General features: G+C 75.2%; 11 protein-coding genes and 1 pseudogene. 4 read left to right on the forward strand and 8 right to left on the reverse strand.

Annotated elements, in window-relative coordinates:
• Positions 1-25: 25 nt before the first annotated feature.
• From ACFV8H_RS40105 to ACFV8H_RS40140, 8 genes are all read right to left on the reverse strand, one after another.
• Positions 26-1,219, reverse strand: a complete 1,194-nt coding sequence (locus tag ACFV8H_RS40105) for a cytochrome P450 (RefSeq protein WP_380409539.1) — start codon at positions 1,217-1,219, stop codon at positions 26-28.
• Positions 1,216-1,782, reverse strand: a complete 567-nt coding sequence (locus ACFV8H_RS40110; RefSeq protein ID WP_375888485.1) for an ATP/GTP-binding protein — start codon at positions 1,780-1,782, stop codon at positions 1,216-1,218. The genes ACFV8H_RS40105 and ACFV8H_RS40110 overlap by 4 nt, the downstream gene beginning before the upstream one ends.
• A gap of 82 nt (positions 1,783-1,864) precedes the next feature.
• Complete coding sequence (locus tag ACFV8H_RS40115) at positions 1,865-2,218, reverse strand: DUF742 domain-containing protein (protein WP_375888319.1); 354 nt, start codon at positions 2,216-2,218, stop codon at positions 1,865-1,867.
• On the reverse strand, positions 2,215-2,658 hold the full coding sequence (locus ACFV8H_RS40120) for a roadblock/LC7 domain-containing protein (RefSeq protein ID WP_380409541.1): 444 nt from the start codon (positions 2,656-2,658) through the stop codon (positions 2,215-2,217). Before ACFV8H_RS40120 ends, ACFV8H_RS40115 begins: the two co-directional genes overlap by 4 nt.
• Positions 2,655-4,520 carry an ATP-binding protein gene (locus ACFV8H_RS40125; protein ID WP_380409543.1) on the reverse strand — a complete coding sequence of 622 codons (1,866 nt, stop codon included), beginning with the start codon at positions 4,518-4,520 and terminating at the stop codon, positions 2,655-2,657. Before ACFV8H_RS40125 ends, ACFV8H_RS40120 begins: the two co-directional genes overlap by 4 nt.
• Positions 4,521-4,729: 209 nt before the next feature.
• Positions 4,730-5,740, reverse strand: a complete 1,011-nt coding sequence (locus tag ACFV8H_RS40130) for an MBL fold metallo-hydrolase (protein WP_380409545.1) — start codon at positions 5,738-5,740, stop codon at positions 4,730-4,732.
• A gap of 121 nt (positions 5,741-5,861) precedes the next feature.
• A complete protein-coding gene (locus ACFV8H_RS40135) occupies positions 5,862-6,647 on the reverse strand; it encodes a hypothetical protein (RefSeq protein WP_380409546.1) in 786 nt (261 codons plus the stop codon).
• Positions 6,648-6,782: 135 nt separating this feature from the next.
• On the reverse strand, positions 6,783-7,709 hold the full coding sequence (locus ACFV8H_RS40140) for a GNAT family N-acetyltransferase (RefSeq protein ID WP_380409548.1): 927 nt from the start codon (positions 7,707-7,709) through the stop codon (positions 6,783-6,785).
• Positions 7,710-7,976: 267 nt separating this feature from the next.
• Between ACFV8H_RS40140 and ACFV8H_RS40145 the strand changes: the two are divergent.
• From ACFV8H_RS40145 to ACFV8H_RS40160, 4 genes and pseudogenes are all read left to right on the forward strand, one after another.
• Positions 7,977-9,340: pseudogene (locus ACFV8H_RS40145) on the forward strand (DUF692 domain-containing protein).
• 28 nt (positions 9,341-9,368) lie between these two features.
• Complete coding sequence (locus tag ACFV8H_RS40150; protein WP_380409549.1) at positions 9,369-10,457, forward strand: TIGR04222 domain-containing membrane protein; 1,089 nt, start codon at positions 9,369-9,371, stop codon at positions 10,455-10,457.
• A gap of 69 nt (positions 10,458-10,526) precedes the next feature.
• Entirely contained in the window at positions 10,527-11,309 is a 783-nt protein-coding gene (locus ACFV8H_RS40155) for a TIGR04222 domain-containing membrane protein (RefSeq protein WP_375888303.1), read from the forward strand.
• A 44-nt stretch (positions 11,310-11,353) separates the two neighbouring features.
• Positions 11,354-11,908, forward strand: coding sequence for a hypothetical protein (locus tag ACFV8H_RS40160; RefSeq protein WP_380409551.1), 555 nt, complete (start codon positions 11,354-11,356; stop codon positions 11,906-11,908).
• Positions 11,909-12,037: the final 129 nt, after the last annotated feature.

Consider the following 12,037-nt stretch of genomic DNA (forward strand, 5'->3'; position numbering starts at 1 on the left):
GTCTGCGGGAGTTCGAAGACTGGCCCTATCCGGCAACCGGGGCGAAGCGGACCGGCAGGTGGACCAGGGCGCGGTGGAACGGGCCCGGGCGCCAGAGCAACTCACCTGCCGGGGTGGCCAGTTCGAGGTCGCTGAGCCGGCTGGTCAGCTGCTCGATGGCGGTGATCGCGATCAGCAGGGCCGGGTCCCGGGCCGGGCAGGCGTGCGGGCCGGCCGCCCAGGCCAGGTGGGCGCTCTCGCCGCTGCGCAGTTCGGCGCCGTCCGTGGCCGGCGCCGCCTGGGAGTTGGCGGCCGCGTACGAGACCAGCACCAGCGAGCCGGCCGCGATCTCGCGGCCGTGGAAGGTGATGTCGTACCGCGGGTAGTGGGCCGAGAGGTTGGCCATCGGCGGCTCGTGCCACAGCACTTCGTCGATCGCCTGGTGGGCGGTCATCGCGCCGCCGAACAGCGAGCCGGCGTAGCGGGCGTCGGTGAGCAGGCGCAGCAGGGCGTTGCCGATCAGGTTGGTGGTCGGCTCGTGCCCGGCGATCATGGTCAGGGTGATCTGCCGGATCACCTCGTCGTCGTCCAGCCCGACCGGGTGGGTGACGAACCAGGAGGCCAGGTCGTGCCGGGGGCGCTCGCGGCGCTCGGCGACCATCGCGGTGACCACCGCGACGAGCTTGCCGTACGCGGCACCGGCCCGGGCGCCCGACTCGATCAGCCCGGTGATCGCGGCCACCACCTCGGCGTGCTCCTCCTCCGGCACGCCGAACCCGGTGGTCAGCACGAAGGCGGGCAGCTGGCGGGCGTACTCGGCGATCAGGTCGGCGCTACCGACGGCGGCGAAGCGGTCGATCAGCTGGTGGGCGACCTCGGCGACCTGGCGCTGCAACCGGTGCGGTTCGAGCAGGGCCAGGCCGTCGGTGATCACCGCGCGGTAGCGGGCGTGCGTCGCGCCGTCGCTGAACAGCGCGGTGGGGCGGTAGCCGAGCACCGGCAGCAGCGGGGAGTCCGGCGGGACGGTCGCCTGCCAGGCGCGGGAGTCCTTGGAGAAGGTGTCGGTGTCGCGCAGCAGGTCCAGGGCGGCCTGGTAGTCGGTGACCAGCAGGGCCTCGACGCCGGGGGCGATCTCGACCGGGGCGACGGCGCCGTGGCGGCGCAGCCGCTCGTACACCAGCTGGGGGTCGGCGGCGAAGACCGGGCCGTAGATCGGGGTCGGTCGGGTCTCGACGGTCACGGGCGTTCCTGGGGATCGGTGGCGGTGGCGGTGGCGGGCAGGGTCTCCAGGACGTGCTCGGCCAGGGCGATCAGCGCGTCGAGGCTGCTGCCGCGCTCGCGCGCGTCACACAGCAGCAGCGGGGTCGCGGCGTGCAGGTCCAGGTGGGCGCGCAGCACCTCGGGCGGGTGCTCCGGGGAGTCCGGGAAGGTGTTGACGGCGACGGCGTACGGCAGGCCCTGCTCCTCGACCATGTCCATGATCTCGAAGGAGTCGGCCAGTCGGCGGGTGTCGGCGAGCACCAGCGCGCCCAGGGCGCCGCGGGCGATGTCCTGCCAGAGCGGGAAGAAGCGGCGCTGGCCGGGGGTCCCGAACATGTAGAGCACCGTGTTGCCGGGCAGGGTGAGCCGGCCGAAGTCCACCGCGACGGTGGTGGTGGTCTTCTCCGGCAGGCCCGCCAGGTCGTCCACCGGCCGCCCGGTCTCGGTCATCGCCTCCTCGGTGTGCAGGGTGGCGATCTCGGAGAGGGTGCGGATGAGCGTGGTCTTGCCGACCCCGAACGGGCCGGCGACCACCAGTTTCATCAGCAGCTGGTCCCGGTCGGGCAGGTAGCCCACCCGGCTCGACCCTGCGGCCGGGAGGTCCTGGCCGGGGCCGGGGCCGGGGTCACCGGAGCGCACGGAGTCCAACGAGGAGCCTCTCGACGATGGAGCGGTCGGTCTGCTGGGCGCGCGGGATCGGCGCGCGGGCGCGCAGGCAGCCCGCCTCGACCAGGTCGGCCGCCAGGAAGACGGTGGCGCTGACCGGCAGGCGCAGGTGCGCGGCGGCCTCCACCACGGTCAGCGCCCCGGGGCGCAGCAGCTCCCAGAGCCGGCGGTGCTCGGGGTCGAGGTCGCCGGGCGGTTCGGCGCGGTCCGCGAACAGGACGGTCAGCCGCTCGAAGCCGTCGGTGCCGGGGCGGCTGCGGCCGCCGGTGGCCAGGTAGGCGGGCACCATCCGCCTGCGGGGGACGGCGCTCATGACCCGGTCGGGGTGCCCTGCGCGCCGGCCTCCTGCCGGGACGGGCTGGCCAGGGCCCGGCCGAGGGCGGCGACCTGGAGCTGCATCTGGTAGGCCACGTTGCCGAGTTGGGCGTCCGGGGCGGTGAACACGGCGAGCGAGGTGTTCTCCCCGGCGGGGACCACGATGGCGTAGCCGAGGTCGGACTCCACCACGGTCTGGGCCAGCCGCGGCCGCTCGACGTCGGTGAAGGCGGTGGTGAAGGCGCGGGCCGCGGCGTGCACGGTGGCGGTCATCGCGGCGACCCGCTCGGCGGAGGCCCGGCCGAGGCCGTCGGAGGCGGCCTCGACGAGGCCGTCACCGGTGGCGACCACCGCGTGCAGCACCCCCGGGAGCTCCAGCAGCGGGTTCAGCACCCAGGAGATCTCTTCGGTGGCGGTCGGGCTGGGCGAGCTGCTCACTGCTCGGCTCCTTCTAAGGTCGGTCCGGTGGTGCGGTCACCGGTCGGTCCGGCGGTGGTGTCGCCGGTGTCGCGGCCGGCGGTGGTGTCGCCGGTGCTGCGGGTCTCGCCAGTGCTGCGGGTGCTGTGGGTGTCGCCGGTGCTGCCGGTCGCCGTGCTCCCGGGGGTGCCCGGGGCGGCCTGTGCCGCCGCGGCCCGGCCGGAGTCGGTGCCGCGCTGCAGGGCCTGCCAGTGGGCGGCGGCCCGCTCGGGGGTGCGGACGTACGGTGCGGGCTGCTCCCCCGGGCCGCCCGCCGTCCCGGCGGACGATGCCCCGGCGGACGGTGCTCCGGCGGACGGTGCCCCGGGCGCCGCCCCCGGTTCCTCGCCGGTGCGCGGACGCCGCCGCCGCCGGCTGGGCAGGCCGCTGCCGTCCCCGTCGGGGGTGGTCCCCGTGTCCGGGTCGGGCACCACGTGGATGGCCGGCGCCGGGTGCGGGCCGGGCTGGTTGTGGCGGTCGGCGAGCACCGGCGGGGCCTGCTCGTCGGCGTCGCGCATCGGCGGGACGGCCGCGACGGTGGGCGCCGGTGCCGGGCCGCTGCCGGCCCGCAGCGGCAGCGGGGTGAGCACGGACAGCGGCTGCTCGTCGTCCACCGTGGTCACCAGCGCGGCCGGGATGCGCAGGAGGGTCCGCATCCCGCCGTACGGCGAGGGCTCGATGTGGCAGGTGAAGCCGTACTGGCGGGCCAGCTTGCCGACCACCGCGAAGCCGGTCTTGGGCGGGTTGCCCAGCTCGGTGAGCAGCACGTCCGACGGGCCGGCCAGCAGTCGGCGGGCCCGGCGCAGCTGGTCCTCGTCCATGCCGATGCCGCTGTCGTCGACGATCACCAGTGCGCCGCGGCCGCCCTGCTGGACGGTGACCGGGACGTCGGTCTCCGGGTGGGAGTAGGCGGTGGCGTTGGCGAGCAGTTCGGCGATGGCGATGGCGATCGGCTCGGCGGCCCGGGCGACCACGGCGAGCCGCTGCTCGCGCAGGTGGTTGGCGACCTTGATCCGGGCGTAGCCGGGCACCCGGGAGAGCGCGCCGACGACGACCTCGGCGAGCGGGGAGTCGGTCCGGGCCAGGCCCGGCCAGGCCTCGCAGAGCACGGCGACGGTCTGGATCCGGCGCAGCGCGACCTCGTTGCGGAAGTCGACCTCCAGCAGCCGGGGGTCGTCGTTGTCGTGCTGGAGCTGCTGGACCAGGCTCTGGATCTGGTAGAGCAGGGTCTGGATCCGGGAGGTGGCGCCGCGCATGGCGGCCCGGGCGGCGGCGTCGACCCGCTCGCGCTCGTCGGCGAGGGCCGCGGTGGTGGCGTCCAGGACGGACTGCAGGGCCCGGACGCCCTCGGGGCCGACGGCCTGCGGGTCCAGCGGGCCGACCGTCGGGGCGTTGGTGTGGGTCAGCCGGACGGCGGTGGCGGCGACCCGCTCCTGGGCGAGGTGGCCGATCTCCGCCAGCAGTGCGGCGCCGCCGCGGTCCGCGGCGGCCAGCCGGGCCTCGGCGGCCGCGGCGCGGGCGTTCGCCTCCCCGATGCCGGCGTTCGCCTCCTTGGCCCGGGCGTTGGCGGCGGCGCCCCGCTGGTCGGCGGCCCGGGTGTGCTCCTCGGCCCGCCGGGTCTGCTCGGCGGCGTTCCGTACGGCCTCCTGGGCCTCGTCCCGCTGGCGTTCCGCGCGGGCGAGTTTGGCCTCGGCGGCGCGGGCCTGCTGCGCGCCCTGGCCGAGCGCGGCCTCGGCGGCCACCGCCCGGCGGACGGCCGCGGCCCGGCCGCGGGCGAGCACGACCGCGGCCGCGGTGGTGGCCAGCGCCAGGACGATCAGCGCGATCAGCGCGATCTGCGTCATCGGGGTCCTCGGGTGTCCTTGCTGCTCGGCCCGGGCCTGCGCCCGGGGTGCGGTTCCGGGCGGAGCTCGGGAGCGGGGTGCGCGCGGGTGCGGTGGTGCGGGTGCCGGGGTGCGGGTGCCGGGTGCGCGCGGGGTCCGGCCGGGGTCGGGGCCGGTGCCTGACGGTCGGTGCCCCGACGACTGGTACCCCGACGGTCGGTTCCGGGCGGTCAGTTCCGGGCGGGGCGCGGGCGCGGGATCCGGGCCGAGTCCTCGGCCAGTTCGCGGGCCACCACGGCGACCTGGGCCATGGCGTCCAGGATGCCGGGCAGTTCGGAGCCGTCCAGGTGCCGGTACTCGGCCGCGACGGTGAGCACCAGCCGCTCGGGCAGGCCGAGTTCGGGGTGGCGCTGCTCGGCGATCACCCGCCGGGCGGCGTCCAGCGCGGGTATCCCGGCGGCGTGCAGGGTGTGGGCGCGCTCGCGGACGTACGCCAGGTAGCCGATGTGCTCCTGGACGCCCTCGCGGTCGAGCACCGGGCCGTGGCCGGGGACGAAGATCTCCGCGCCGGTGTCCAGGGCCTGTTCGCAGGCGCCGATGACGTTCTCCAGCGGGCCGGCCCAGTGCGAGGGGTGGTCGCCGGGCTGTTCGGGGGTCGAGGAGAAGATCACGTCGCCGGTGAACACGGCGCGCTGGTGCGGCAGGTGGACCATCAGGTCGCCGCCGGTGTGGGCGGCGGGCAGGCTGGTGATCTGCACCGGGTAGCGGCCGACCGTGAGTTCCAGCTCGCCGGTGAAGACGGTGTCCGGGTGCACCGGCTCGGTGGTGGACCAGTCGAAGCCCCCGAAGTGCTCGCGGAGGTAGCCGCCGAGCGGGGAGTCCGGGTCGCTGTTGGTGAGCAGGGCGTGCTGCTGCTGGGGGGTGGGCTCCCAGTGGATGTGCTCCAGCGCCTCGCGGGTGGCGATCACCTCGGCGTCGGGGAGTACTCCGGCGCCCCACAGGTGGTCGCCGTTGGCGTGGGTGACGACCACCCGGTCGATGTCGACCCCGGTCGGCAGCAGGCGCCGGCTGGCGGCCAGGAACTCCCCGGCCAGTGAGGGGTCGTAGGGGGTGTCGATCCAGAGCGCGGTGGTCTCCGAGGCCAGCAGGCCGCAGTTGGCCAGGCCCCAGCCCCGCTTCGGGGGGAGCCACACGTACAGGTCCTCGGCAATCGCGCTCACGTTCGCACGGTTGATCGTCATGCGCGCGATTATGCCCATGTTGTGTCAGGGGTGGGGCAAAAGCTGTACGAACAGCTGGAGTTAGTGCCCCGTTCCCTCCCGCACTGTCCGGATTCGCACCACGTGGTCGAGACCAATCGTCTCACGGCTCGGGACGACTGGTGGACACCTCGCCCCGGAAACCCGACGGGACGTCGGACCGCTGGGTGGGCAGCACCCGGCAGACCTCGACCGTGACGTCCACCGTGTCCAGCCCGATCACCCGCCCCTCCACCGCGACGAATCCTTTCTCCCCCGAGCGGAACAGCGCCGCCAGCGGGGACCCGCGGTTCGCCGAGGTCAGGGCCTCCACCGCCATCGCCGAACCGAAGGCGAACACCCCGCAGAGCACGACGCAGGGCGCCTGCCGGGGCGTGCGGGTGACGAAGATGAAGCCGTGGTCGCGGATCAGCTCCCCGGCCGGGTTGTACAGCGCCTCGAAGGTCATCCCGCCCCAGCGGGCACGGGCCTCGTCCGGGTACTCGACCGCGAAGTCCGGGAACACCGTGTCCAGCACGCCACCGGAGTACGAGTTGACGCCCGGCCCGCCGATCGAGAAGGTCGGCATCCGCGGGTCCTGCGCCCCCGCCACCACCAGCTCGATCGTCGCCTTGCGGTTGACCTTCCGCAGCAGGTCGGTCAGTTCCGCTATCGCCCTGGCCTCGGCCATCGGCACGAACAGCACGTTCTTCGGCCCGCGGCTGGTCAGCTGGCAGCCGTCCGAGGTGAAGGCGAACTCCGCCACCTCCAGGCTCGGGATGACGATCTGCACCCGCCCGTACGGCGCCAGCAGCGCCCGCAGGAAGCCGTAGCGCAGGAACAGCCTGGTACGGGCGAGGGAACGGGCCGCGAGGAAGCCGATCACGGCCGGTACCGATGCGATCAGCACCTGGAGCAGGATCTCCATATGATCCCCCGGAGGAAGACTCGACCACGAACTGTGCGCCCTGGTCATGTCCCCGTCCGTGGCCGGAAATACCCCCCTTCGCGGCAAATCGGGGTGGCCGGATCTCCGCGCCCCCGGTCACCCCAGGCGCTTGATCCCCTTGCGCTCCCCCGCGCAGCGCTCGTACCCCAGCCAGGCGTTGACCGCCAGCATCGGCGCGTTGGTGGCGTCGTTGCTGGTGTACGCGCGGCGGTGACCGGCCGCCGCCGCGAGCCGCAGCGACTCCAGCTTGGCCAGCTTGGCCAACCCGCGGCCGCGGAACTCCCGGCGGCAGGCGGTGAACGCGGACCAGTAGCGGTCCACCCCGTCGGTCTGCGCCATGGTGAAGGCCGCCGGCTCGCCATCCACCACGGCGACCACCGTCAGCCCGAGGTCGAGGTCCGGCCGGGCCCAGTCGCCCCGCAGCCACTCCTCGTAGTCCAGGGCGTCCATCACCACCTCGCCGGGCTCGTCCCGGATCGCGTCCGCCTCCACCAGGAACAGCGGGCGCGGATCGTCCGCCCAGTCGGTGGCCGGGCGCAGCTCGACGCCGGCCGGCCGCACCGGTGCCTGCGGCAGCGGGAGGGTCAGGTCCCGCCCGCCGAAGTGGGCTTCGCGCCCCGGCTCGTAGCCCCGGGCGGCACCGAAGGCCAGGGCGGCGGGCTCGTCGTCCAGCCAGGTGTGCAGTTCGGCCACCCCGTGGGCGCTCAGGTGCCGTTCGGCCGCGGCCAGCAGCGCGGTGGCCGCGCCGCGCCGCCGGAACCCGGGCAGCACGCTGCCGTTGGCGTAGCCGACGCCGGTGGTCGTCGTCCCGAGCACCAGTCCGCATCGCACCGCGCCGACCACCCGGCCGTCCAGTTCGGCGACGAAGGTGCGGAAGCGCTCCTCGGGATTCTTCCGGGAGTTCATCCAGAGCAGCGCCTCGGCGCTCATCACCAGGTGCTCGCGGCCGGCCCGGTGGGCGGCGGTCACCGCCTCGGCGTCGGCGGGGCGGAAGTCTCGGATCGTCAGTTCGGTCTCAGTCATCGATGCGCACGCTATCCGCGCCCGTCCTCCGCCGCCTCCGAATTTTCCCGCCGCCGGGCCGCCCGTCTGCGGATTCGCCCCGGACGCCGGGCCGGAATCCTCGCGCACCTGAACGGCAAGGCTCAAATAATGCTCTGAGAAGACCGGGTGAGGCTTGGCAGCCACCCCGCCCGGGGACATCCTCAGCAACACGGCCGCGCGGTCCTGGCGACGACGCCCGCACCGCCCGACGGCCTCCCCGCCCAGCCCTCCGAAGGGGGCGAACCGATGACCTCCCCTGCCCTGGACCTGCCCGGCTCCACCGCCTCCACGGTGGACACCACCGCGACGGGCACCGCAACGACGGGCACCACCGCGACGGGCACCACCGCGCCCCGGCTCGGCGTCGGCCTCGGCTGGCGCAGCGAGATCGACACCGTGGTCGAGCGCCAGCCCGGCCTGGACTGGGTCGAGGTGGTCGCCGAGAACGTCTGCGCCGACCACCTGCCCACCTCGCTCACCGTCCTGCGCGAACGCGGCGTCACCGTCGTCCCGCACGGCGTCGGCCTCGGCCTCGGCGGCGCCGACCGGCCCGACCCCGGCCGGCTCGGCAGGCTCGCCGGAGCGGCCCTCGCGCTCGGCTCCCCCCTGGTCACCGAGCACCTGGCCTTCGTCCGGGCCGGCGGCCTGGAGGCCGGCCACCTGCTGCCCGTCCCGCGCACCCGGGACTCCCTGCGGGTGATCGCCGAGAACGTCCGGATCGCCCAGGACCAGCTGCCGGTGCCGCTCGCCCTGGAGAACATCGCCGCCCAACTCGCCTGGCCCGACGACGAGTTCACCGAGGGCGAGTTCCTCGCCGAACTCGTCGCGCGGACCGGCGTCCGACTGCTGATCGACGTGGCCAACCTGCACACCAACCGGGTCAACCTCGGCACCGACCCGGCCGCCGAGCTCGACCGCCTGCCGCTGGAGGCGCTCGCCTACGTGCACGTCGCCGGCGGCACCCTGGTCGACGGCGTGTGGCACGACACCCACGCCCACCCCGTCACCGAACCGGTGCTGGAGGTCCTGGCCGAACTCTGCGCGCGGGTCGAACCGCCCGGCGTCCTGCTGGAACGGGACGCCGACTTCCCGCCGCCCTCCGAACTGGCCGGTGAACTGGACGCCATCCGTCGGGTGCTGGAGGGGAGCACCCGATGACGCCCGACCTGAACCCCGTCGAGCCGAAGGGGGGCGCCGGCGCCGAGGACGCGACCGGCACCCCCCGGGGGCGCCTGGCCCGGCGCCAGACGGAACTGCTGGCCGCCCTGGTGGCCGGCGGGCCCGTCCCGCCCGGCTTCGACCCGGACCAGGTCCGCGCCCAGTCCACCGGCCTCGCCGCCAAGCGGCGCGACACCACCGCGAAGGTCGCCCCCGACCTGCCCCGCCTGCTCGGGGCACCGTACGGGCCGCTCTTCCTCGCCTACGCCCGCACCCACCCGCAGACCGGCGGCTACCACGCCGACGCCCGGGCCTTCGCCGCGTGGGTGCTCACCGACGGCGGCCCGTCCGCCGCCGACCACCGCCGCGCCCTGGAGCAGTGGCTCCACCCGGCGCCCGAACCGCCGCCCGGCCCGCTCGCCAGGCTGCGCCGGGCCCTGCGCGGCCACTGATCCGACGTCTCATTCGGGGGAACCGCCCATGTGGCACAACAGCTACTTCCTGATCCCGGCCCTCCTGCTGGTCGCGGCCGCGCTGTACGCCTCCCAGGCCAGACAGCGGGTCCGCCACGTGCCCCACCCGCAGGGCCTGCCCGGCCGCGGCCTGCCGCTGCTGGACACCGCCTTCCTGGCCGGCGGCCCGGGCCGGGTCTTCGACACCGCGCTGGTCCGGATGCACCTCGGCGAACAGGTCGTGATCAACCGCGCCGGACTGGTCACCCTCACCGGCGCCCGCCCGTACGACGCGGTCGACCAGGCCGTGCACGACGCCGTCGGCGCGACCGGCAGCCGGCAACTCGGCACGGTGCGCCGCACGGTGATGCGCTCCGCCGCCGTCCAGGAGATCGGCGACCGGCTCGCCGACCGCGGCCTGATGCGCCGCCCGGAACGGCTGCACCGGGCCCGCGTCGCACGGCGGCTGCTCTGGCTGGCGATGCTCGACGTCGTGGTCTTCGCCGGGCTCGCCCTGCTGCTGGACGACAACGACGCCCTCTACGACCGCCCCAACCTCTGGTACCCGGGCCTGCTGCTGCTCCTCGGCGCCGTCACCCTGCTCGCCACCCTCCCCGCCGACGGCCGGGTCACCCCGGCCGGGCACCGCCAGCTCGCACTGATGCAGGGCAGCACCCCGTGGACGCCCGGCTCCGGCGTCTCCCCCCGGCTGACGGGCGGCGCGGTGCTGGGCGCGGTCGCCCTCGGCGGACTGGCCGCGGCCGCGCTGGACGACCAGGAGCTGGAGGCCGCGATGCTGGCCGCGGCGGCCGAGGACGAGGCGGTGCGACAGGCCCAGGCGGCCTCGTCCTCCTCCTTCTTCTCCTCGTCGGGCGGATCCTCGGCCGGCAACTCATCGTCAGGCGGCTCCTCCTGCGGCGCCGCCTCCACCGCCACCACCACCTCCTGCGGCTCCTCCGACTCCGGCTCCACCCACCACCACTCCTCCTGCGGCTCCTCGCACCACTCCTCGTGCGGCGGCTCCTCGCACTCCAGCTGCGGCTCCTCGTCGAGCTGCGGTTCGTCCTCCAGCTGCGGTTCCTCGTCCAGTTGCGGGAGCAGCTGCGGCGGCTCCTGACGTCACAGTTCGGTATCGCGCCCCGGGAAGCCGTTCCCCGCGCCGGGGCCCCAGGCATAGAACAAGCCCATGTGGTTGCTGTTCCTGATACCGGCCTGTGTCGCGGCGGTGCTGTCCTGCCTCCGGCTGGTGCGGATGACCGCCACCGCCGATGCCCTCGCCGACCAGGACGGTCGGCGCCCGCCGGAAGCCGTCGGCATCGGACTGTACGAGACGGCCTACCTGGCCGGCGGCCCGGACCGGGTGGTGGAGCTCGCCCTCGTCCTGATGGCTGGCCGGGGCCGCCTGCACCTCGCCCACACCGGCTGGACCACCGTGGTCGACCCCAGGGGCCGCAGCCGGCTGGAACGGGCGGTCATCGCCACCGTCGGCCCCGAGGGCCAGTGCCGCACCGACGAGCTGCGCCGGGCGATGGGCGAGCACCCCACCGTGCTGGAGATCGGCGCCCGGCTGGCGCTGGCCGGCCTGGCCACCCCGGCCCTGGTCCAGCGCAACACCGTGGTGGTGGTGCGCCAGGTCCGGCACGCGATGCTGTTGACGGTGGTGCTGCTCGCCGCCGCGGTCTCGCTCAGCGGCTTCACCGGCGGTGACACCCTCGCCCCGCTCGCCTGGTTCTCGCTGCCGCTGGTGCTCACCGCGGGCACCCTGCTGATGGCCCGGGTCGACGTCTACCCGTACACCCGCTGGGCCTCCCCGATCGGCCAGGAGGTGCTGCGCGAGGTCCGCCCGGCCCGCCAGCACGGCCTCGCCGACGACGAGGAGCGCGAACTGCTCACCGCCGTCGCCATGAACGGCCCCGCCGTGCTCCCCGACGCCCGGCTGCGCGCCGCCCTGCGCCCGCACCGCGGCTGAAAACCGGCTGCGCCGACGGCCCTGACCGGGGCAGACTCCGCCCCATGGACGACCACCACCGCGCCGCACTCGACCGCGCCCACCGCGAAGGCCGGCCGGTCCGGCTGCGCCGCTCGATCCCCGGCGCGGACGAGCTGGAGGGCTTCGTCCTCGGCACCGGCCCGGTCTGGACGCTGCTCGTCGCGTGCACCGACCACCACCTCGACGGCTGGACGGCCGTGCGCACCACCGACCTGCGCAAGGTCCGCGACCTCGGCGGCCCCGACACCCTGACCGTGCGGGTGCTGCGCCGCCGGGGCCGGTGGCCCGTCCGGCCGCCGGGCGCCGAACTGCCGCTGGACGACCTGCCGGGGCTGCTCGCCGCCGCCTGTGCGGAGTACGGCCTGATCGCGCTGCACACCGAGCGGAACGCCCCGGACTCCTGCTGGGTCGGCTCCGTCACCGCCGTGCGCCCCGCCTCGCTGCGGCTGCACGAGGTCGACCCCGAGGCGCGCTGGCGCCCGGAGCCGACGAAGTTCCGCTTCTCCGACGTCACCCGGGTCGACCTCGGCACCCGCTACAACGCCGTCCTGCGGGAGTTCGCGGGGCCGCGCCCCTGACGAACGGCCGGAGGCCGGGGCCACCCCACCCCCGGGGGGTGGCGCGCCCCCGGGGGCCGCGGGTGGGGGCACCCCCCTAAGACCCCACACCCTACGCTCGGCGGGGGCCGGGGATCAAAAGCACACCAC

The organism is Kitasatospora sp. NPDC059827 (genome assembly GCF_042731675.1).
GTDB lineage: Bacteria > Actinomycetota > Actinomycetes > Streptomycetales > Streptomycetaceae > Kitasatospora.

Excerpts from the sequence above, each read along its gene's own strand:
- ACFV8H_RS40110 (WP_375888485.1), bottom strand. The coding sequence starts at position 1,782 with ATGAAACTGGTGGTCGCCGGCCCGTTCGGGGTCGGCAAGACCACGCTC.
- ACFV8H_RS40115 (WP_375888319.1), bottom strand. The coding sequence starts at position 2,218 with ATGAGCGCCGTCCCCCGCAGGCGGATGGTGCCCGCCTACCTGGCCACC.
- ACFV8H_RS40125 (WP_380409543.1), bottom strand. The coding sequence starts at position 4,520 with ATGACGCAGATCGCGCTGATCGCGCTGATCGTCCTGGCGCTGGCCACC.
- ACFV8H_RS40130 (WP_380409545.1), bottom strand. The coding sequence starts at position 5,740 with ATGACGATCAACCGTGCGAACGTGAGCGCGATTGCCGAGGACCTGTAC.
- ACFV8H_RS40140 (WP_380409548.1), bottom strand. The coding sequence starts at position 7,709 with ATGACTGAGACCGAACTGACGATCCGAGACTTCCGCCCCGCCGACGCC.
- ACFV8H_RS40150 (WP_380409549.1), top strand. The coding sequence starts at position 9,369 with ATGTGGCACAACAGCTACTTCCTGATCCCGGCCCTCCTGCTGGTCGCG.
- ACFV8H_RS40155 (WP_375888303.1), top strand. The coding sequence starts at position 10,527 with ATGTGGTTGCTGTTCCTGATACCGGCCTGTGTCGCGGCGGTGCTGTCC.
- ACFV8H_RS40160 (WP_380409551.1), top strand. The coding sequence starts at position 11,354 with ATGGACGACCACCACCGCGCCGCACTCGACCGCGCCCACCGCGAAGGC.